General features: G+C 68.3%; 24 protein-coding genes. 14 read left to right on the top strand and 10 right to left on the bottom strand.

Features of this window, described 5'->3' with window-relative positions; all coding sequences use genetic code 11:
• Positions 1 to 3: 3 nt before the first annotated feature.
• From AB5J62_RS21190 to pcaB, 3 genes are read left to right on the top strand one after another with little or no spacing between them, the layout of a single operon-like run.
• The gene (locus AB5J62_RS21190) at positions 4 to 918 is read left to right on the top strand and encodes an NAD-dependent epimerase/dehydratase family protein (RefSeq protein WP_370950034.1); all 915 of its coding nucleotides are present in this window, start codon (positions 4 to 6) and stop codon (positions 916 to 918) included.
• Entirely contained in the window at positions 908 to 2,767 is a 1,860-nt protein-coding gene (locus AB5J62_RS21185) for an FAD/NAD(P)-binding protein (RefSeq protein WP_370950033.1), read from the top strand. Before AB5J62_RS21190 ends, AB5J62_RS21185 begins: the two co-directional genes overlap by 11 nt.
• A 10-nt stretch (positions 2,768 to 2,777) precedes the next feature.
• Complete coding sequence (gene pcaB / locus AB5J62_RS21180) at positions 2,778 to 4,181, top strand: 3-carboxy-cis,cis-muconate cycloisomerase (RefSeq protein ID WP_370950032.1); 1,404 nt, start codon at positions 2,778 to 2,780, stop codon at positions 4,179 to 4,181.
• A 93-nt stretch (positions 4,182 to 4,274) separates the two neighbouring features.
• Here the strand turns inward: pcaB and amaP are convergent, their stop codons facing one another.
• Genes amaP through AB5J62_RS21135 form a run of 9 tightly spaced genes read right to left on the bottom strand, consistent with a single transcriptional unit; the run spans position 4,275 to position 8,099 of the window.
• Positions 4,275 to 4,835, bottom strand: coding sequence for an alkaline shock response membrane anchor protein AmaP (amaP, locus tag AB5J62_RS21175; RefSeq protein ID WP_370950031.1), 561 nt, complete (start codon positions 4,833 to 4,835; stop codon positions 4,275 to 4,277).
• The gene (locus AB5J62_RS21170; protein WP_370950030.1) at positions 4,832 to 5,356 is read right to left on the bottom strand and encodes a DUF6286 domain-containing protein; all 525 of its coding nucleotides are present in this window, start codon (positions 5,354 to 5,356) and stop codon (positions 4,832 to 4,834) included. The genes amaP and AB5J62_RS21170 overlap by 4 nt, the downstream gene beginning before the upstream one ends.
• Entirely contained in the window at positions 5,353 to 5,664 is a 312-nt protein-coding gene (locus AB5J62_RS21165; protein WP_370950029.1) for an Asp23/Gls24 family envelope stress response protein, read from the bottom strand. The genes AB5J62_RS21170 and AB5J62_RS21165 overlap by 4 nt, the downstream gene beginning before the upstream one ends.
• A gap of 2 nt (positions 5,665 to 5,666) precedes the next feature.
• The gene (locus tag AB5J62_RS21160) at positions 5,667 to 5,843 is read right to left on the bottom strand and encodes a hypothetical protein (RefSeq protein WP_091287281.1); all 177 of its coding nucleotides are present in this window, start codon (positions 5,841 to 5,843) and stop codon (positions 5,667 to 5,669) included.
• 13 nt (positions 5,844 to 5,856) lie between these two features.
• On the bottom strand, positions 5,857 to 6,303 hold the full coding sequence (locus tag AB5J62_RS21155; RefSeq protein ID WP_370950028.1) for an Asp23/Gls24 family envelope stress response protein: 447 nt from the start codon (positions 6,301 to 6,303) through the stop codon (positions 5,857 to 5,859).
• 54 nt (positions 6,304 to 6,357) lie between these two features.
• Positions 6,358 to 6,663, bottom strand: a complete 306-nt coding sequence (locus tag AB5J62_RS21150) for a hypothetical protein (RefSeq protein WP_370950027.1) — start codon at positions 6,661 to 6,663, stop codon at positions 6,358 to 6,360.
• Positions 6,660 to 7,028, bottom strand: coding sequence for an Asp23/Gls24 family envelope stress response protein (locus tag AB5J62_RS21145; RefSeq protein WP_370950026.1), 369 nt, complete (start codon positions 7,026 to 7,028; stop codon positions 6,660 to 6,662). Before AB5J62_RS21145 ends, AB5J62_RS21150 begins: the two co-directional genes overlap by 4 nt.
• Positions 7,018 to 7,551: an Asp23/Gls24 family envelope stress response protein gene (locus tag AB5J62_RS21140; protein ID WP_370950025.1), complete on the bottom strand. Its 534-nt coding sequence runs from the start codon at positions 7,549 to 7,551 to the stop codon at positions 7,018 to 7,020. Before AB5J62_RS21140 ends, AB5J62_RS21145 begins: the two co-directional genes overlap by 11 nt.
• Positions 7,542 to 8,099: an RNA polymerase sigma factor gene (locus AB5J62_RS21135; protein WP_370950024.1), complete on the bottom strand. Its 558-nt coding sequence runs from the start codon at positions 8,097 to 8,099 to the stop codon at positions 7,542 to 7,544. Before AB5J62_RS21135 ends, AB5J62_RS21140 begins: the two co-directional genes overlap by 10 nt.
• Before the next feature lie 198 nt (positions 8,100 to 8,297).
• On the opposite strand from AB5J62_RS21135, the gene AB5J62_RS21130 reads away from it, so the two are divergent.
• From AB5J62_RS21130 to AB5J62_RS21115, 4 genes are all read left to right on the top strand, one after another.
• A complete protein-coding gene (locus AB5J62_RS21130; protein WP_370950023.1) occupies positions 8,298 to 8,459 on the top strand; it encodes a CsbD family protein in 162 nt (53 codons plus the stop codon).
• Between the two features lie 301 nt (positions 8,460 to 8,760).
• Positions 8,761 to 9,309, top strand: coding sequence for an exonuclease domain-containing protein (locus AB5J62_RS21125; protein WP_370950022.1), 549 nt, complete (start codon positions 8,761 to 8,763; stop codon positions 9,307 to 9,309).
• Positions 9,310 to 9,364: 55 nt separating this feature from the next.
• Complete coding sequence (locus AB5J62_RS21120; protein ID WP_370950021.1) at positions 9,365 to 10,558, top strand: sulfite oxidase; 1,194 nt, start codon at positions 9,365 to 9,367, stop codon at positions 10,556 to 10,558.
• A gap of 5 nt (positions 10,559 to 10,563) precedes the next feature.
• Entirely contained in the window at positions 10,564 to 11,745 is a 1,182-nt protein-coding gene (locus AB5J62_RS21115; RefSeq protein WP_370950020.1) for a cysteine desulfurase-like protein, read from the top strand.
• Here AB5J62_RS21115 and AB5J62_RS21110 read toward each other — a convergent pair.
• Positions 11,725 to 12,486, bottom strand: a complete 762-nt coding sequence (locus AB5J62_RS21110; RefSeq protein WP_370950019.1) for a spherulation-specific family 4 protein — start codon at positions 12,484 to 12,486, stop codon at positions 11,725 to 11,727. The genes AB5J62_RS21115 and AB5J62_RS21110 overlap by 21 nt on opposite strands.
• A 162-nt stretch (positions 12,487 to 12,648) precedes the next feature.
• Here AB5J62_RS21110 and ligD point away from each other — a divergent pair, with 162 nt between their 5' ends.
• The 7 genes from ligD (at position 12,649) to AB5J62_RS21075 (ending at position 18,435) form a co-directional block, all read left to right on the top strand.
• Positions 12,649 to 13,590 (top strand): non-homologous end-joining DNA ligase, encoded by a 942-nt coding sequence (ligD, locus tag AB5J62_RS21105; RefSeq protein ID WP_370950018.1) that lies wholly within the window; start codon positions 12,649 to 12,651, stop codon positions 13,588 to 13,590.
• 29 nt (positions 13,591 to 13,619) lie between these two features.
• Positions 13,620 to 14,099 carry a DUF1992 domain-containing protein gene (locus AB5J62_RS21100; protein WP_370950017.1) on the top strand — a complete coding sequence of 160 codons (480 nt, stop codon included), beginning with the start codon at positions 13,620 to 13,622 and terminating at the stop codon, positions 14,097 to 14,099.
• On the top strand, positions 14,089 to 14,616 hold the full coding sequence (locus AB5J62_RS21095; protein ID WP_370950016.1) for an EF-hand domain-containing protein: 528 nt from the start codon (positions 14,089 to 14,091) through the stop codon (positions 14,614 to 14,616). Before AB5J62_RS21100 ends, AB5J62_RS21095 begins: the two co-directional genes overlap by 11 nt.
• A 292-nt stretch (positions 14,617 to 14,908) precedes the next feature.
• The gene (locus AB5J62_RS21090; RefSeq protein WP_370950015.1) at positions 14,909 to 15,376 is read left to right on the top strand and encodes an RDD family protein; all 468 of its coding nucleotides are present in this window, start codon (positions 14,909 to 14,911) and stop codon (positions 15,374 to 15,376) included.
• A gap of 177 nt (positions 15,377 to 15,553) precedes the next feature.
• Positions 15,554 to 15,820, top strand: coding sequence for an acyl carrier protein (locus AB5J62_RS21085; protein WP_370950014.1), 267 nt, complete (start codon positions 15,554 to 15,556; stop codon positions 15,818 to 15,820).
• Between the two features lie 3 nt (positions 15,821 to 15,823).
• Positions 15,824 to 16,984 carry an acyl-CoA dehydrogenase family protein gene (locus AB5J62_RS21080; RefSeq protein ID WP_370950013.1) on the top strand — a complete coding sequence of 387 codons (1,161 nt, stop codon included), beginning with the start codon at positions 15,824 to 15,826 and terminating at the stop codon, positions 16,982 to 16,984.
• Entirely contained in the window at positions 16,984 to 18,435 is a 1,452-nt protein-coding gene (locus AB5J62_RS21075; RefSeq protein ID WP_370950012.1) for an amino acid adenylation domain-containing protein, read from the top strand. Before AB5J62_RS21080 ends, AB5J62_RS21075 begins: the two co-directional genes overlap by 1 nt.
• Position 18,436 lies beyond the last annotated feature (1 nt).

Raw genomic sequence — 18,436 nt, 5'->3', positions numbered from 1 at the left:
GCGATGCGCGTGCTGATCGCCGGTGCGACCGGCGTGCTCGGGCGGAGTCTGCTCCCGCTGCTGCGGGCGCGCGGTCATCACGTGACGGCCATGGTCCGCGAGCCGGCGGGCGCGCCGTCGGCCGACCTGACCGTGGTCGCCGACGCGCTCGACCGGGACGCGGTGCGCGCCGCGTTGCTGGTGGCCAGGCCGGACGTGGTCGTGCACCAGCTTTCGGCGCTGACCGACCGCGGTCCGCTCGGCTTCGAGGTGACGGCCAGGCTCCGCACCGAGGGCACGGCGAACCTGCTCACCGCCGCGCGCGAGGCAGGCGCCCGCCGGATCGTGGCACAGAGCATCGCGTTCGGCACCGCGCCGGTCGGCGATCCGGTGCTCACCGAGGACGCCCCGCTCTACCTGGACGCACCCGACGAAGACTGGGCGCGCACGGTACAGGCGATCGCGGAACTGGAACGCCTTGTCGTTGGCACAGAAGGAATTTCGGACGTCGCACTCCGCTACGGCACGTTGTACGGCCCCGGCACCTGGTACGCCCGCGATGGCGCGATCGGCGCTCTGGTCGCGGCAGGCAAGATGCGCCTGCCGGAGACCGCAGGCGGGATCACCTCGTTCGTGCACGTCGAGGACGCCGCCCAGGCCGCCGTGCTCGCCGTGGAGAGCGACGCGACCGGGACGTTCAACGTCACCGACGACGACCCGGCCGAGGGTTCGGCCTGGCTCCCGGAGTTCGCCGCGCAGCTCGGCGGGCCCACGCCCAGGACGATCCCAGCCGACCTCGCCGGGCGGCTACTCGGCTGGTTCACCGCGTACCAGCTGACGGAGCTGCGCGGCGCGTCGAACGACCGCGCCCGGCTCAGTCTCGACTGGAAGCCGAGCAGGCCCAGCTGGCGCGGCGGGATGGTCGACGATGAGCGGTGAGCTCCGGCTCTGCCTGGTCGGCGCCGGACCGCGCGGCACCTCGGTGGTGGAGCGGCTGCTGGCCAATGTGGACACCACGCCGGGGCCGATCGTGCTGCACGTGGTCGACGAGTTCCCGGCCGGGCCGGGCGCGGTCTGGCGGACCAGGCAGCGCACCGGGCTGCTGATGAACACGGTCGCCTCGCAGGTCAGCATGTTCACCGACGAAAGCGTGCGATGCGAAGGCCCGATCGTGCCAGGGCCTTCGCTGTACGAATGGGCGACCTGGCTGCGCGAGGGCGAGTTGCCCGGGGCCTACCCCGCCTGGGTGCGCGCCGAGGCGGATCAGCTCGGGCCGGACGCCTACCCGTCTCGTGCCTTTTACGGCCACTACCTGCAGTGGGTCTTCCGTAGCTTGGTCGCAGGCGCCCCGGACCGGGTCACGGTCGTCGTGCATCCGTCGGCCGCCGTCGCGTTGGACGACACCGCCGACGGCAAGCAGACACTGTCCTTACGCGACGGTACCGTCCTTTCCGGACTGGACAGCGTGGTGCTGGCGCTCGGTCACGGCCCGGTGGCCCGCGCGCCCGAACAGGAACGCCTGAGCCGGTTCGCGCAGGCGCACAAGCTGATCTACCTGGAGCAGGCCAATCCGGCCGACACCGAGACCCGCCGGTTCATGCCGGGCGAGCCGGTCGCGCTGCGCGGGCTCGGCCTGAACTTCTTCGACTACTTGAACCTGCTGACCGTCGAGCGCGGCGGCACTTACGAGCGGCACGGCTCGACGCTCCGGTATCACAAGTCCGGCCTGGAACCTCGGCTGTTCGCCGGCTCCCGACGCGGGATCCCGTACCACGCCAGGGGAGAGAACCAGAAAGGCGCGTCGGGCCGCCACATGCCGTTGTTCTTGACCCCGGCGAAGATCGCGGAGTTCCGGACCCTGGCCCCGGTCGCCTTCGCGAAGTCGGTGTGGCCGCTGGTCGACCTCGAGGTCAGAGCGGTCTACTACCAGACCTCATGCGTGTCCGAAAAGGACGGTCAGGCGTTCGTATCGGAGTTCGTCCGCACTCGCGACGAGGAACCACTGCTGGAGCGTTACGGCCTCACCGAGCGCTGGAGCTGGGACCGGATCAGCAGGCCACAGGGTGACCGCGAGTTCGCCGACATCGGTGAGTTCACCGCCTGGCTGCTCGATTATCTGCGCGCCGACGTCGAGCAGGCCAGGCTGGGCAACCGGACCAGCCCCCTCAAGTCCGCTTTGGACGTCCTGCGCGACCTGCGCAACGAGATCCGCCAGGTCGTTGACCACGGCGGCATCGACGGCGAGTCCTATCGCGACGAACTGGAGCGCTGGTACAACTCGCTCAACGCCTACACCTCGATCGGCCCGCCCGCCAGGCGCATCGAGGAGATGATCGCGCTGATCGAAGCCGGCGTGCTGCACCTGACCGGCCCCGGCATGACGGTCGAACCGGGCGACGGCTGCTTCCTGGTGGGTTCCTCGATCCCGTCACCCACCGTCCCGGTCACCGGCCTGATCGAAGCGCGACTGCCGGAAATCGACCTGCGCCGCACCGGAAACCCGTTGCTACGCCACCTTTTGACCACCGGCCAATGCCGTCCCTACCGCCTCCCCGACGGCACCTACGAAAGCGGCGGCCTGTCCGTCACCGCCCGCCCGTACCGCGTCGTCGACTCTCAAGGTCGTCCGCACCCGGCACGCTTCGCGTTCGGTGTCCCCACCGAAGGCGTCCACTGGGTCACCGCGGCAGGCATCCGCCCCGGCGTCGGCTCGGTCACCCTCGAGGACGCCGACGCGATCGCCCGCGCGGCACTCCGCGCCGGCGCGGACACCCGCCTCGCCGTCTGACAGGAGAGCCATGACCACCAGCTTCACCGACGGCGGCCTGCTCGCCCCGGTCTGGGCGGGCACCCCCGTCGAACCGCTCGTCAACGACGAAGCCTGGCTCCAAGCCATGCTCGACGCCGAAGCCGCCCTCGCTCGGGCCCAAGCCCGACTCGGCCTGATCCCACGCTCCGCCGCCGAGTCCATCACTGCCGCGGCCCGCCACGAGTACCTGGACGTGACCGCACTGGCCCACGCGGCCCGAGCGGCGGCCAACCCGGTCGTCGCCTTCGTCCCAGCCTTCACCCAGGTCGTGGCGACCCACGACCCCGCAGCCGCCGAGTACGTCCACCGCGGCTCAACCAGCCAAGACATCCTCGACTCGGCCTCGATGGTGATCGCCCGCCGCACACTCGACCTGATCAACACCGACCTCGAAGCGATCGCGGCAGCGCTGGCCCGCCTCGCCGACGAACACCGCCACACCGTGATGGCAGGCCGAACGTTGTCCCAGCACGCCGTCCCGATCACGTTCGGCCTGAAAGCGGCCAACTGGCTCCAGCTGATCCTGGACGCCCAAATCCGCCTGCGCGCCTTGGTCTGCGCTGGCTTACCTGCCGAACTCGGCGGCGCCGCAGGCACCCTCTCGGCCTACGGCGAGTACGCCGAGATCGACACCGGCACCCGCTTACCGCTGGGCGGCGTCGAGCTGCTTGCCCCGTTCGCCGAGGAACTGGAGCTGACCGAGCCGACCACCTGCTGGCACACCGCACGCACCCCGATCGCCGACCTCGGTTCGGTACTGCAGTTCGTCACGGGCGCGCTCGGCAAGTTCGCAATGGACGTACAGTTGTTGTGCCGCACGGAGATCGGCGAGGTCTCGGAACCCGCGGCCGCGGGACGTGGCGCGTCCTCGGCGATGCCCCAGAAGCGCAACCCGGTGCTGTCGACACTGATCGTCGCAGCGGCCCGGCAGCTGCCCGCGCACGCGGCGATCTTGGCCCAGAGCATGCTCGCGGAAGACGAACGCCCCGGCGGCGCCTGGCATGCGGAGTGGCAGCCGTTGCGTGAGGCGTTACGGCTGGCCGGGGGAGCATCGCACACCGCGGTCGAGCTGAGCGAGGGTTTGGTCGTGCACCCGGAGCGCATGGCCGAGAATCTCTCGCTGACCGGCGGAGCGATCGTGACGGAACGCCTGAACGTCGCGCTCGCGCCTCTGCTCGGCAAAGCCCAGGCCAAGAAGCTCCTGACGGGCGCGGCTCTTCAGGCTGCGAGTACCGGTAAGACGTTGGCCGAGGTAGTCCAGGCGACGCCGGAGCTGGACGGCTTGATCCTGCCTCGGCGGCTGACCGAGCTGCTTGACCCGGCTGGGTACTTGGGTGGTGCTGCGGGGCTGGTGGATCGGGTGCTGGAGCGGTACCACCGGATGCTCGCCTGAGCGCTGAGGTTGCGGTGGGGCACTTTGGCTCCAAGCACGATAAAGCCCGCTAAACTCCCCGGAGTTTAGCGGGCTTTATCCCCGTACAAAGGGTCACCTCGCGCGAGCCCCGGACTTGGCCGAGAACCGGAATTCAAGCCGCACAGGCAGATCATCCAGATCCAGAGCCTGCCGAAGCCGCGGCAAGGCCTCATCGTCCAACCGCCGCCGCACGGCCGTCAGATCCCCATCCTGCTCAACAGTCACCACCAGTGCGAGCGAAGCCGCCGAGCGATTCCCCGCCAGCGTCGCACTGACCGAATGAACCCCCGCATAACCTTCGACCTCAGCAGCGAAAGGCGCACTCGCGGTGCTCGCCGCGAACTCCGTCCGACCGCGCTCCTGCTCGAAACCCCAGGTCGTGGTCTTCGGCTTACGCACGAGCTGCGCACCCAGCCACCGCAAAGCCAGGATCCCGATCACGATCGCGACCCCAGCCGCCGCGTAAAAGGCCCAGGTAGGCGGAGAACCCGGCAGCAAAGCCGAGTCCGGCCGGAGCACGGTGAGCTTCCCGAAGTGCGTCGCGACCGCGAAGCCGCCACCGGTGATCAGCACCAGCCCGAACAGGGCGAGCAGCGTACGGTTGAGGCGTGCCGGACGGTTGTGGCTGCTCATGACGCGCTCCTCGCGGCTTTGACCCTGACCTTCACCGTCGGCCGCTCGACCGGGCCGATCTGCTCCAGCCGTCGATCGAGCGCCGCGCGCACGGCGTCGGCCAGGCCGTCCACCATCGTGCGCTCGGTCGACACCACCGCGGCCACCTGGCGCCTGCGGACTTTCAGTTTCGCGCCGCTGACACCGTCCACTCCGGACGCCGCGGCCCGCAGCGTGCTGCGGTAGCTGCGCCGTGAAGCGCCTGAGTCGATGCCGGATTCGTCCCCGCGCAACGGGAACACGGTCAAGCGGCCGGGAAGGACAGCCGCGAGCACCAACATCAGGCCCAGAAGCGCCGCGACGCCGCCCGCGATCGCCGGGACCAGCTCGTTCCAGCGCACTCGCGCGACGACGCGATAGTCGACCCACGGCCGTTCGCCGACGATCAACTGGATCGAGACGACCGCGACCAGCGCGCACAGCGCGAGCAGGACGAGTGCGGTCAGCGCCGCTGGGAGACTCCTGCGTGGCCGTCGCTTCACAGGACCCTCCTGGTGACCGCGGCCGCACTGTCCAAAGAGGTCACGGTGATGTCCATTCGCGACACCGTGAGGCCGGTGTACTCCTCGATCCGGCTCAGTAAGTGCTCGCGGGCTCGCTCGGTCGTTTTCGCGACCGAAAGCGGATACTCGACCGACAGCCGCACGCCGAGGGTGGTGAAACCGCCGTCGACCTTAGCGCTGGCCTTGGCGGTTTCACCGATGCCTTCGACCTCGGTGGCGGCGTGGGCCGCGATGCGCTCGACCGCGCGGTCGGCGATCGTGAGCGTGCCCAGCTCGGCGATGGTCATGGTCAGCCCCGATCGCGGCCGGTCAACTGGGACAGGTCGAGCTTGCCGTCGAGCACGCGGCCGGCGAGCAGGCCGAGCGCGCCGAGCACGAGCACGACCAGGAAGGCGCCGAAGCCGCCGAAGGCCGCGGCGAAACCGAGAGCGAGGCCGGTCAAGAGGCCGAGCTGGGTGGCGGACATGGGATCTCCTTACTTACTGCACGCGGGTGGTGTCCGAGCTTTCGTCGTCGTCGCCGGGGATGTGGACGTCGGAGACGTTGATGTTGACCTCGACGACCTCGAGGCCGGTCATCTGCTCGACCGCGGTGATCACGTTGCGGCGCACCGAACGCGCCAGGTCCGCGATGGACACGCCGTACTCGACCAGGATCACCAGGTCGATCGCGGCCTGCTTCTCGCCGACCTCGACCGCGACACCCTGTCCCGCGCTGGCCGAGCCGCCGGGAATGCGCTCACGCAGTGCCGAAAACGCGCGGGCGGTGCCGCTGCCGAGCGCGTGCACGCCGGGCACCTCGCGGGTGGCGAGGCCCGCGACCTTCTGCACGACGGTGTCGGCGATGGTCGTGGTGCCCTGTGAAGAGGCCAGTGCGTCGGTCTTGGCGATCTCGGTGCTGGGTGCCTTGGTGGTCGTGTTCGTCATGGCTACTCCTCAATCTCGTTGGTCTGCTGTTAGGACCCGCGGTGCGCGGAAACGTCACGAGCCGATCATGTGACCTGGGTCTCTTTCCGTCGTGAACGCGGCGGCGTCGAGATCAGTGACCAGCAAACGCAGCCGCGCCCGCTGCCACGGCGAAGCGTCCAAAATGGACCTGAGCGTCGCTTCCGCCTTGCGCAGCAAGGGAGGCAAGGGGAGTGCCAGCGCGACGAGGCGAATCTCGACGAGGTCTTCATCGACACCGACGGCGAGCGCGCCGAGATCCCACGGCGCGGCGGGGCGGAGTCCGTCCAGCTCCCGCAGCGCGGCCAGCAACGCCTGGACGAGCTCGCTGCGCGCGGTCATCTCAGCCCGCCCTCGATGTCCACAATGGACACGGTGACCGAGGTCGGCGTCAACCCGGTCGCGTCGGCGACGGCGCGGGCGACCGTGCGCTGCACGGCCTGCCCGACGGCGGCGACCTGATCGAAACCGGAACTGGTCAGGTCGAGCTCCACCCTGAGTTCCCCGTTCTCCTTCATGACCCGAACGCCTTCGGTCGGCGCCGGGTCGAGACCCTTGAACTTCTGACGAGCGGTCCGGACCACGGAACCGGCGAGCCCGCGCAGTCCCGGTTCGAGCCGGATCACGCCGGGCACGGTGGTCGCGGCGTACGCGGCGACGGCGGCGATCACCGGCTCGGCGATCACGCTTTCGGTTTCAGGAGTCATAGAGGTCGTCCATGGTGAGATCGAGCCGGGCCAGCCGCACGCCGACACGCGCGCTCGCCGCCGCGGTCACCCGGTCGCGCACCTTGGCGAGCGCGGCGCCGCTGAATTCGCGGTAGCCGACCGCGATGGTCATCTCGACGATCACCGAATAGTCGGGCGCCTCGGTCACCTTGCAGCGGCGAGCTCGGACCCCCTCGACGCTGTCGGCGGCGAACCGCAGCACCGCGGCCACGGCCTGCGCGCTCACCCGCACCGCGCCCGGCTCCGTGGTCGGCACCGGCAACAGGTCACGCTTGCGCACGTCGGCGCGCACGGCCGCCATGATCCGCCCGGTCAGGTCGAGCGAGGGCTCCGACTCGTCGGCGACCAGCTCACCGGTCACTTCCCGCAGCACCTGCAGGCTCGCCCGCGCGCCGCGGCAGTGTTCGCAGCCTGCTTCGTGGTCGTCCGGCTCGTCGAGCCGCTCCCACACCGTCTCGACGTCGCGACCACAAGGCAGGAGGTAGTCCTGTGTCATCGCCATGGCGCCATCACCTCCGCCAGTTGTGCCCGTGCGCGCGCTATTCGTCCGCGCGCGGCCGTGGCCGTCGTGTTCAACACCTGCGCGATCTCGCTGTAGGACCGCCCGTGCACCTCGCGGAGCAGCCAGCAGGCGCGTTGTTCCGGAGTCAGCACCGCGAGCGCGTCGGTCAACGCCGCCAGCTGCGCACTCGTCTCGGCGGCCCGCTCCGGCCTGCCCGCCGACCCGGTGGACTCGTGCTCGTCCAGCTCGACGTCGGCGACCGGCTTGCGGCCGCGGATCACGTTGAGACACCGGTTCGTCGTCGTCCGGTAGAGCCAGCCGACGAACGCGGCGTCCTCCTGCAGCTGCCCGAGTCTGCGCCAGGCGGTGAGGAACACTTCCTGCACCACGTCCTCGGCGTCCCCGGTGCTCGCCAGCATCCGCATCGCGAGCCGGTACATCGGCCCCTGATAGCGCCTGACCAGCTGTTCGTAGGCGTTCGTGTCGCCATCGCGCGCGCGAGCCACCAGCGTGGCGTCGTCGAGCACGATCTCGGTGGACGTCGTCATCTGCTGCTCGACAATCCTTTCCCCGCGGGAGCTGACTTCTTCAAGACACGGCACATCCGGATTCGTCACGCATACCCGCAAAAATAGGCCCAGGTGATCGTTGTCACCCGAACGAGGTCGTGACGATCTCGCGCGCCGCCGTGTCGATCCAGTGAACGGCGCCGGACCGACGCGCCGCACGACAGCGAGGAGAACGTCATGTCCTTGAGCGACAAGCTGGGCGGCAAGGCCAAGGAAGCCGCGGGCGAGATCACCGGCGACGACAAGCTGCGCGCCGAGGGAAAGGCCGACCAGGCGGCGGCGAAGGTCAAGGAAGCCGCGACCGAGGTCATCGACAAGGTCAAGAACATCATCAAGTGAGTCGTGAGTGGTACGGCCGGTTCTAACCGGCCATACCACTCACGACCCCTTTCGGTGACCTCGCCCGCGCTCGGTGGGTGGTGCGGCTTGGGTGAGGGAGGCCCTGACTAAAGCACCCGTGTATGAAGGCTCCCTTCATACACGCGCGAGTGCCATTTGCGTCGTCCAGCGCCGCGAAACGCACTCACCGGCTTGTACGACCGGGGTCGTGAGTGGTACGGCCGGTTCTAACCGGCCAAAACACTCACGACCCCCGGAAAATCGAGCGACCGGCAGCAGGCGGTTCCCTACTCTCACCAGGATGAGCATCATCAACATCGTCGACGTCGAGGCGACCTGCTGGGACAAGGATCCACCGCGCGGCCAGGTCAACGAGATCATCGAAATCGGCCTGACGACCGTCGACCTCGCCGCGCGTGAGCGCGTCGCCAAGCACCGCATCCTCGTCCGCCCGCGGCGTTCCGAGGTCAGCGACTTCTGCACCGAGCTGACCGGCCTGACCCAGGCCGAGGTCGACTCCGGCGTCGAGTTCGCCGAGGCCTGCAAGATCCTGGCCGCCGAGCATCAGGCCGGGGCCAGGGCCTGGGCGAGCTGGGGCGACTACGACCGCCACCAGTTCACCCGCCAGTGTCAGGCGACCCGGACCGCGTATCCGTTCGGCGCGAAGCACATCAACGCCAAGGCAGCCTTCACCACCGCGAGAGGCCTTAAGAAGCGCCCTGGCATGGCTCAAGCGCTCAACCTCGCTGGTCTCAAGCTCGAAGGCCGTCATCACAGCGGCGCCGACGATGCCTGGAACATCGCCGCCCTCGTGCTCGAACTGGCGGAAACGGGCCACTGGCCGCAATAGTGTCCGGCAGCTGGACACAGTGGACGCGCACGCCGGCGTCCACACAATGAGCGAAATGAACGAGCTGACCTATGGCAAGGTGCGTGCGGCCCAGTGGTTCTCGCGGCGCACCCTGTTCCGGCTTTCCGCCGGCGTCGCCGCCACCGCCGCACTGCCGGGTACCGCGCTCGCCGAGAGCCCGATCGTGAAACCCCTGCCGCCCGAGTTCTTCGAGGTCTACGGCACGAACGCGGAAACGCGCTGGGAAGCACTCGCGGGCAGCTACCTCACCCCGACCGACCGGTTCTTCGTCCGCGACCACACCTCGACGCCGCTGATCGACGCCGACACCTGGCGCCTGAAGCTGTTCGGCACCGGCCTCCGTGGCGCGCCCACGCTCGCGGACGCGGTCGAGTTCACCTATCGCGACCTGCGGGCTTTGCCGTCGGAGACGATCACCGCGGCCATCGAGTGCGCTGGGAACGGGCGCAGTTTCTTCACCAGCCAGCAGGGCCAGACCGTCTCCGGAACGCCGTGGAAGCTCGGCGCGATCGGCGTCGCACGCTGGCGCGGGGTCCGGCTGGCGACGGTGCTCAAGCGTGCCGGGCTCACGAGGCACGCCGTCGACGTGCTGCCACAGGGGCTCGACGCCGAGTACCAGAACCTCGGGCGGGTGCGGCGGCCGTTGCCGGTTTCGAAGGCGCTGCAAGACGTCCTGCTCGCGTACGAGATGAACGGCAAGCCGCTGCCTCCCGATCACGGGTTCCCGGTGCGGCTGGTCGTGCCGTCGTGGATCGGGATCGCGTCGATCAAGTGGGTCGGGCAGATCGAGGTCGCCGACGAGCCGCTGTTCTCGCCGTGGAACACGCAGTTCTACCGGCTCACCGGTCCGGGTTACCCCGCCGATGGCGAGCTCATGGGCGAGCAGGTCGCCAAGAGCGCGTTCGAACTTCCGCGCGACGCCGAGTTCGCGGCCGGGCGGACCCACGTACTGCGGGGACGGTCGTGGTCGGCGCACGGCCGGATCAAGCGGATCGAGGTCAGCACCGACGACGGCGCAACCTGGCGGTGCGCGAACCCGGTCGGCCCGGTGCACGACCGCGCGTGGCAGTGCTGGGAACTGCGCTGGCGGCCGTCCGCGACCGGCACGCACACCCTGCGTGCCCGCGCCACCGACATCACCGGCGCGACTCAGCCGGAGGTGGCGCCGTTCAACACCCAGGGCTATCTCTTCGGCGCCGTCGTCCGGCATCCGGTGCGGGTAGTTTGAAAACCGTGGCCTATGACGTGACCTCGGTACGCAAGCATTTTCCCGCGCTGGCTGACGGAACGGCCTTCTTCGACGGACCCGGCGGCACCCAGACCCCGTCCGCGGTGGCCGTCGCGATCGCCGAGACGCTGACCTCGGGCGTGTCCAACCGCGGCCGGGTGACGGCGGCCGAGCGCCGGGCCGACGCGATCGTCGCCGAGGCCAGGCAGGCGGTCGCGGACCTGCTCGGCGCCACGGCCGACGGTGTCGTCTTCGGCCGCAGTATGACGCAGGTGACCTATGACCTGTCGCGGGCGCTGGCCAAGAACTGGCGCGAGGGCGACGAGATCGTGGTCAGCAGGCTCGACCACGACGCCAACATCCGCCCGTGGGTGCAGGCAGCCGAGGCGCGTGGGGTCACCGTGCGCTGGATCGAGTTCGACCGCGAAACCGGTGAGCTCGGCAAGCTGCCGCTGGGCGAGCGGACCAGGCTGGTCGCGGTGACCGGGGCGTCCAACCTGCTCGGCACCAGGCCCGACATCCCCGCGATCGCCGCCGAGGCGCACGCGGCGGGCGCGCTGCTCTACGTCGACGGCGTGCACCTGACCCCGCACAGCCCGGTCGACGTGCAGGCACTCGGCGCCGATTTCTATGCCTGCTCGCCGTACAAGTTCCTCGGCCCGCACCTCGGCCTGGTCGTCGCGAGCCCGGCGCTGCTCGAAACCGTCCATCCCGACAAGCTCGAGCCGTCGGTGAACGTCGTGCCGGAGCGGTTCGAGCTCGGCACGCTGCCGTACGAGCTGCTCGCGGGCACGACCGCCGCCATCGACTTCCTCGCCGGGCTGGTCCCCGGCACGGGCACGCGCCGGGAGCGGCTGGCCGCATCCATGCGGGAGCTGGAAGAGCACGAAGCAGCGCTGCTCAACCGCCTCGAAACCGGTCTCGACGAGCTCGGCGCACGCAGGTACGGCTCGCCGGAACGCCGCACGCCGACGGCCTTGTTCACCCTCGACGGCGTCAAGCCCAAGGCGATCTACGAGCACCTCGCGACCCGCGGCGTCAACGCGCCTGCGGGCACGTTCTACGCGTTCGAGCCTGCCCGCAGGCTCGGGCTCGACGAGGGCGCCGTGCGTGCCGGAATCGCGCCGTACACGGACGAATCCGATGTGGACAGGCTGCTCGCCGGGCTACTTGAGATAGCAAAGTAGCTTGTTCAGATAGGGTGGCAGGCCGTCCCACGGGTTCGGCATGCCACCGTGGGTGAAGTACACCCAGCCGACCTTCGACGTGCACGAGTCCACTGTGGACTCTTTGAGGTCGGCGATGTTGTAGCCCAGTATCGCGAAGTTGCCCTTGTCGTGCTGCCGTTGCCAGCTCGCCGTCGAGCACGAGGCGGGCAGGCCGGAGTTCTCGTAGACGATCAGCGTGTCGACCGTGCCGACGAAGCTGCGCAGCGTCGACGTTCCGGGATTGGCGACAGTTCGCTTGAACCCGACCTTCTTCGAATACTGCGAAAGGTCGCGGTAGTAGCCTTCCATTCCCTCCACATTGGACATCTCGTCGAGGAACATGCCCTGCAGCTTCGGGTACCAGATCTTGTAGAGATCGATCTCGGCGCGCACGGCCTCCGGCGTCCGCGTCGCGTACGACGTCGTGACGTAGCCGATCGGGATGACGCCCGCCTCGCGCAGCCTGCTGATGCCGGTCAGGTACTCCGGGTCGGGCGCGACGCCGGGTCCGCTCGCCGGGTTCACGATCGCGATGACCGGAACACTCGGATACCGCTTCTTGGACTCGATCAGCGTCGTCCAGGTGCTCTCGGTCGGGTAGCTGTAGAGCGGGACGATCGTGCCGGGCCGCTCGTCGCACGCCGCCGCGGTCCCGGGCGCCGAAACGGCGATGGCCAGCAGCAGTACCGCCGTCGCGGCCAGGTGTCTTCGGAGTTTCACCGGTCATCTCCCGCCCATGGCAAGTTCGCTATACGGGCTGGTCGCGACACGGCGCGTGTCCGTTACGTCCTTTCCGCAAATGTCCCACGGATGGCTTCTTTCGCACCATGCCCGCTCGCCGGGATCGATGCAGGTCAGCCTCTGGCGCGGTACGTTGAGCCCATGGCCAAGGATTCCGCGGTGGAGCTCGAGGTCGGGCATCGGACGGTGCGGATCTCGAACCCGGACCGGGTGTACTTCCCGGCGCGCGGCGAGACCAAGCTGGACCTCGCCCAGTACTACCTCGCGGTCAGCGACGGCATCGTGCGCGCGCTGGCCGAGCGGCCCTGCATGCTGCACCGGTTCCCCTCGGGGGTGGCGGGGGAGAAGGTCCACCAGAAGCGGGTCCCGAACGGCGCGCCGCCGTGGCTGGAGACCGTGCGCGTCGACTTCCCCCGGTACAAGCGCCACGCCTACGAGCTGTGCGTGACCGAGCCCGCCAGCGTCATCTGGGCGGTCCAGATGTCCACAGTGGAGTTCCACCCGTGGAACTCCCGCCGCGCCGACACCGAGAAACCCGACGAGTGGCGCATCGACCTCGACCCGATGCCGGACTGCGATTTCGCCGCCGTCCGCCGCGTCGCCCACGTCGCGCACGAGGTCCTCGACGAACTCGGCGCGGTCGGCTGGCCCAAGACCTCCGGCGGCAGTGGTCTGCACATCTACGTCCGCATCGAGCCTCGCTGGGGCTTCAGCGACGTCCGCCGCGCCGCGCTCGCGTTCGCCAAAGAGGTCGAACGGCGTGCGCCCGACGACGTCACCACCGCGTGGTGGCGCAAGGACCGCGACCCGTCGAAGGTCTTCGTCGACTACAACCAGAACGCCCGCGATCACACGATCGCGAGCGCCTACTCGGTTCGCGGCGTGCCTGAGGCGCTGGTCTCGACGCCCGTCCGCTGGGACGAGATCGACGACGTCGAGCCTGGCGACTGCACGATCGCGACCGTGCCCGCGCGGTTCGCGAAGCTCGGTGACCTGCACGCGGGCATCGACGAGGCTGTGTTCTCGCTCGAAACACTGCTCGAATGGGCAGACCGAGACTGCCTCGAAGCCGAAGAGGACTGACCGATCCCGAAAATCTCTAAACTGGGAAAATGACCGAGCGCAAGCCGTCAGGGATGAGCTTCGAGTCGTTCATCGACAAGCAGATCCGCGAGGCCATCGAGCGTGGCGAGTTCGACGACCTCCCCGGCGCCGGCAAGCCGCTTCCCGGCCTGGACAAGCCGCACGACGACCAGTGGTGGATCAAGGGCTACCTCCGCCGCGAAGGCCTCACGGCCGAAGCATTGCTGCCCGAGTCGCTTCAGCTGCGCAAGGAGATCGACCGCCTCCCCGAGACCGTCCGCGAGTTCGGCCGCGAGGAGGACGTCCGCGCGCACGTCAAACAGCTCAACCGCCGGATCGCCGAGTGGCTCCGGACGCCGACCCCGCCGCACGTCCCGCTGGGCCCGGTCGATGTCGATGCGGTAACCGATCAGTGGCGATCCGTAACCCCCGTCCGGTCTGCCGCGACTCCCCGGCAGGAGACGCCGCGCCGGCGTCGATGGTGGAAGGGGAGAGACCGTGGCAACTGAGTTCCAGCGCCGCAAGATCGCCAACGTGTTCACCGCGATGGACGACGACGGGGACTCGTACCTCGACGAGACCGACTTCGAGGCACTGACCGGCCGGTGGGTCACGCTGCGCGGCGTGACGGCCGACTCGCCGGAGGGCGCGGGGCTGCGCGCGATCATGATGGGCTGGTGGTCGACCCTGCTAGCCGCGGCCGACCGCGACGACAAGGTCACCCTCGACGAGGTGCTCATGGTCGTCGACCAGCTCGGCGGCATGCTCGACGCGGTGACCGGCACGGCCGAGGCCATGTTCGACGCGATCGACGAGAACGCCGACGGCGAGATCTCCCGCGGCGAGTACCGCCAGCTCATCGAGGCGTGGAACGGGACGACCACCGACACCGACGAGATCTTCGGCCTGCTCGACCTCGACGGCGACGGGCACGTGTCGCGCAAGGAGTTCGTCGAGCACTGGACCGAGTTCTGGGCGGGCGACGACCCCAACGCACCTGGCACCTGGGTCTTCGGCCGCTTCTAGCTGCCAGTACTACATTGCAAGCCCCGTTCATGCAGGTGAGCACGCGAAACCCGAGTTTGGGCCATCCAATGGCCCAAACTCGGGTTTCGCGAAGGCTGGGCCACCGAACGCAAACCCAGCCAACGTCCACACAGGACCCAAATCGCTGAATTATGCCTTCGATATCTCATTTGCGTGCTTTATGGGCGGGTGTGCACGGAACAAACGAGACTTCTGTGTCGCTCAGCGTTGCGAACGCCCCGTTCGCAACGTTCAACCGACCTAAGCGACACCCGCCGGGCATCATGGGCGGATGAGTGTGTCCTCTTCGGAGCGTTCCGCTGTCGAATCCAAGGAGCTGCTGGTCGTGCGGCGCCGCGATGTCCGGCGGTTGCCGTCGGTCGACCAGGCGGGGCTGGGTTCACTTCCGCGTGGGTACAAGCGGGATCCGCGGTATCCGTCGCCGCGCCGGTTCCGGCAGTGGCTGGCGTTCCCGATCGACATGCTCGCCCATGTTGCCGGGGCGGCCGCGGTAGGTGCGGCGGCCTTCGCCAAAGGCATGTCGGGTGGCATGCTGATTTTGGTGCTGTTCCTGGCTTTTGTCGGGTTTTCGTTCGCGGATCGGGTGTTCCTGCAGCGCGCGTGCGGGGCGACGGTCGGCAAGCTGCTCACCGGGTTGTGTGTGATCCGGTGTGACACTGGGGAGCGGCCGACGGTGCGGCTGCTGATCCGGCAGTGGTTCATCGGTGTGTTCATGATCGTGGCCTCAGCGCTGGGATAATGATCCGATGATTACCTCGGGTTCATGTTGAATCTCCTTGGCGCACGCCATCGCGTCGGCGGGTGGACGCCGGGAGTTCACGGCTTTGTTTTCGGTAAGGTTCTTTCCTTTTGTTCGGCTCGCGGTGCAGGATGACGAGGGGAGTCACCGCAGCGAATTCAAGGGGATGCTTAACCGATGGCCGACGTCAGTACCGCTGACATCGATGTCCGAATCAAGAAGGTCATGACCGAGGTGCTCGACCTCGGCGGGCCGGAACAACTGGCGGACGGCAATTCGCTGTATTCACCGCTGATCCAGCTTGATTCGATGAAACTCGTGCACCTCATCGCGGCGCTGGAGCGGGAATTCGGCGTCGAAATCGACGAAGAGGACGTGCTGGACGCCGATCTGGAAACGGTCGGCAGTGTGCTCGTGCTCGTCCATGGTGTGCTGGTGGATTGAGTCGTGGATCTCACTTGGAGCGAAACGCAAGTCGCTCTGCACGAGCGGTTCGCCGTGCTCGGCGAAGAATTGGGCGACGATCTCGACGCGCGGGACCGTGAGCAGCGTTTTTCCACGTCAGACTGGGCACGGTGCGCGGCCGAAGGTGTCTTCGGCCTGCCGGTGCCGGTGGAGTACGGCGGCCTCGGGCTCGACCCGGTGACCTGCGCATACGCGCTGGAAGGGCTCGGCAGAGGCTGCCTGGACAATGGTCTGCTGATCGCCGCGGGCGCGCATATCTGGGCGACACAGCTGCCGATACTTCGCTACGGCACGGCTGAGCAAAAACGGAAATACCTACCGAAACTCTGTTCCGGAACTGTGATCGGCGCGCACGCGATCACCGAGGAAGGATCGGGTTCGGACTCGCTCTCGCTCGGCACGACGGCAACCGTCGAAAACGGGCATTACGTCCTCAATGGACGGAAGCGGTTCATCACCAACGCACCCGTCGCCGGGCTTTTCGTGATTTACGCGACAGTGAATCCCAAGCTCGGTTTCACGGGAGTCACCGCGTTCCTGGTCGACGCCGATCAACCAGGCCTGACCGTCGAAACCCACTACGAGAAGACCGGTCTGCGCACCGTTCCTTGGGGTGAATTGAGACTGGAAAATTGCCGGATCGAGGAAAGCGCGGTTCTCGGCAGGCCGAAACAGGGCGGCAAGGTATTCGCGACCACGATGGCGTGGGAACGGGCGTTGATCCTCGCGCCCTTGCTCGGTGCGATGGCCAGGCAGATCGACGACTGCGTCGCGCATGCGGTCACCCGCAAGCAGTTCGGGCAGCCGATCGGCCGATTCCAGTCGGTGGCGAACACGATCGTCGAGATGCGGGTCCGGCTGGCGTCCGCGCGCCTGCTCACCTACCAGGCCGCGTCCGATCTGCTCGCCGGAACACCCTCTGACCTGCCGGAAATCGCGCAGCTGCAGACAAGCGAGGCCGCGGTACGCACCGCGCTGGACGCCATGGGTGTGTTCGGCGGCTACGGCTACACGACCGGCGCGGGCCTCGAACGGCACCTGCGGGACATGCTCGGCACTCGTGTCTCGTCGGGGACATCCGATGTCTTGCGGCACGTGCTGGCGGCCAAACTCGGCCTGCACGCGAACGGGCTGGCGAGCTGATGACACTCACCCACTACCTGCGCGAAAGCGCCGTACGCGATGGTGACGCCGTCGCCGTGCGCTACGCCGACCAGTCGATCACCTACCGCGAACTCGACGAGCGGAGCACCGCTGTCGCCGCCGCACTCGCCGCCGGCGGTGTCCGTGCCGGTGACCGCGTCGCGCTGTGGCTGCCGAAGACGATCGAAGCGATCGTCGCGGTGCACGCGGTGCTCAAATGCGGCGCGGCGTACGTGCCGATCGATCCGGCCATGCCGGTGAAACGGGCCGAAACCATCCTGCGGGACTGTGCGGTCGCCGCCCTTGTCGCCGGCCCGGAGCATGCCGCGCTGCTCGACGATCCACCGTTCGTGCTGGAGACAGGCGAGCACTGGGCGGACGGGGGTGACTTCGAACCGTCCGAAGTGGACGAGGACCAGCTCGCCTACGTGCTTTACACCTCTGGCTCGACGGGTGTGCCCAAGGGCGTCATGCTCACCCACCGCAACGCGACCTCCTTTGTGGACTGGGCCGTCGCCGAGTTCGCCATCACCGGCCAAGACCGGCTGTCCGGCCACGCGCCACTCCACTTCGATCTGTCCATCTTGGACGTGTTCGCCGCCGCGAAGGCGGGCGCCGCGTTGGTGCTGGTCCCCGAACGCCACAAGGCACTCGGCACCGCGCTCACCAAGCTGGTGCACGAAGCCGGGATCACCGTCTGGTACTCGGTGCCGGGTGCGCTGGTCAAGATGCTGGAAGCCAAGAACAACACGCTGCTCGGCGAGTCCAAGCTGCGGACGGTGCTCTTCGCGGGCGAGGTGTTCCCGCTCAAGCACCTGCGGTCCTTGCGTAACGCCGTCCCCGCGGCCGGGTTGTGCAACCTGTACGGCCCGACCGAGACGAATGTGTGCACCTATCACTGGGTCACCGAGCACGACCTCGCCGATGACCGCACCGTCCCGCCGCCGATCGGCAAGCCTTGTCCGTACGCCCGCGCGTTCGTCGAAGACGGTGAACTGTGGATCGGCGGTGACTCGGTGATGGCCGGTTACTGGGGTGACCCGGCGAAGACGGCCGAGCGATTCGCGGAGATCGACGGGGTCCGCGCCTACCGGACCGGTGACCTGGTCCGCGAGAACGACCGAGGCGAGTTCGTCTTCGGTGGCCGTCGCGACCATCTGGTGAAGACCAGGGGCTATCGGGTCGAACTGGGCGAGGTCGAAGCGGCGCTGCTGCGGCTGGACGGCGTGACGGAGGCCGTGTGCGTCGCGGTGCCGGACGACGAGGCGGGCACGCTGATCGAGGCCTACCTCACCGGCTCCACTGTGGATGATCAGGCGGTGCGCAGGCACTGTCTCGAACTGCTGCCCCGGTACATGGTGCCGGTGCGCTTCGTGACGCTCGAGAACTTCCCGCGAACGGCCAACGGAAAGGTCGACAGGCAGGAATTGGCGCGGTCCGGCTCCAGGTAAG

The sequence above is a fragment of the Amycolatopsis sp. cg5 genome, from assembly GCF_041346955.1.
Taxonomy (GTDB): domain Bacteria; phylum Actinomycetota; class Actinomycetes; order Mycobacteriales; family Pseudonocardiaceae; genus Amycolatopsis.
Note: the sequence above shows the minus strand (reverse complement) of the source record. Positions and strands in the feature narration are given on the sequence as shown.

Excerpts from the sequence above, each read along its gene's own strand:
- AB5J62_RS21085 (WP_370950014.1), top strand. The coding sequence starts at position 15,554 with ATGGCCGACGTCAGTACCGCTGACATCGATGTCCGAATCAAGAAGGTC.
- ligD (WP_370950018.1), top strand. The coding sequence starts at position 12,649 with ATGGCCAAGGATTCCGCGGTGGAGCTCGAGGTCGGGCATCGGACGGTG.
- AB5J62_RS21135 (WP_370950024.1), bottom strand. The coding sequence starts at position 8,099 with ATGACGACGTCCACCGAGATCGTGCTCGACGACGCCACGCTGGTGGCT.
- AB5J62_RS21120 (WP_370950021.1), top strand. The coding sequence starts at position 9,365 with ATGAACGAGCTGACCTATGGCAAGGTGCGTGCGGCCCAGTGGTTCTCG.
- AB5J62_RS21140 (WP_370950025.1), bottom strand. The coding sequence starts at position 7,551 with ATGGCGATGACACAGGACTACCTCCTGCCTTGTGGTCGCGACGTCGAG.
- AB5J62_RS21160 (WP_091287281.1), bottom strand. The coding sequence starts at position 5,843 with ATGTCCGCCACCCAGCTCGGCCTCTTGACCGGCCTCGCTCTCGGTTTC.
- AB5J62_RS21190 (WP_370950034.1), top strand. The coding sequence starts at position 4 with ATGCGCGTGCTGATCGCCGGTGCGACCGGCGTGCTCGGGCGGAGTCTG.
- AB5J62_RS21185 (WP_370950033.1), top strand. The coding sequence starts at position 908 with ATGAGCGGTGAGCTCCGGCTCTGCCTGGTCGGCGCCGGACCGCGCGGC.
- AB5J62_RS21130 (WP_370950023.1), top strand. The coding sequence starts at position 8,298 with ATGTCCTTGAGCGACAAGCTGGGCGGCAAGGCCAAGGAAGCCGCGGGC.
- AB5J62_RS21145 (WP_370950026.1), bottom strand. The coding sequence starts at position 7,028 with ATGACTCCTGAAACCGAAAGCGTGATCGCCGAGCCGGTGATCGCCGCC.
- AB5J62_RS21165 (WP_370950029.1), bottom strand. The coding sequence starts at position 5,664 with ATGACCATCGCCGAGCTGGGCACGCTCACGATCGCCGACCGCGCGGTC.
- AB5J62_RS21150 (WP_370950027.1), bottom strand. The coding sequence starts at position 6,663 with ATGACCGCGCGCAGCGAGCTCGTCCAGGCGTTGCTGGCCGCGCTGCGG.
- AB5J62_RS21155 (WP_370950028.1), bottom strand. The coding sequence starts at position 6,303 with ATGACGAACACGACCACCAAGGCACCCAGCACCGAGATCGCCAAGACC.
- AB5J62_RS21100 (WP_370950017.1), top strand. The coding sequence starts at position 13,620 with ATGACCGAGCGCAAGCCGTCAGGGATGAGCTTCGAGTCGTTCATCGAC.
- pcaB (WP_370950032.1), top strand. The coding sequence starts at position 2,778 with ATGACCACCAGCTTCACCGACGGCGGCCTGCTCGCCCCGGTCTGGGCG.
- AB5J62_RS21090 (WP_370950015.1), top strand. The coding sequence starts at position 14,909 with ATGAGTGTGTCCTCTTCGGAGCGTTCCGCTGTCGAATCCAAGGAGCTG.
- amaP (WP_370950031.1), bottom strand. The coding sequence starts at position 4,835 with ATGAGCAGCCACAACCGTCCGGCACGCCTCAACCGTACGCTGCTCGCC.
- AB5J62_RS21125 (WP_370950022.1), top strand. The coding sequence starts at position 8,761 with ATGAGCATCATCAACATCGTCGACGTCGAGGCGACCTGCTGGGACAAG.
- AB5J62_RS21075 (WP_370950012.1), top strand. The coding sequence starts at position 16,984 with ATGACACTCACCCACTACCTGCGCGAAAGCGCCGTACGCGATGGTGAC.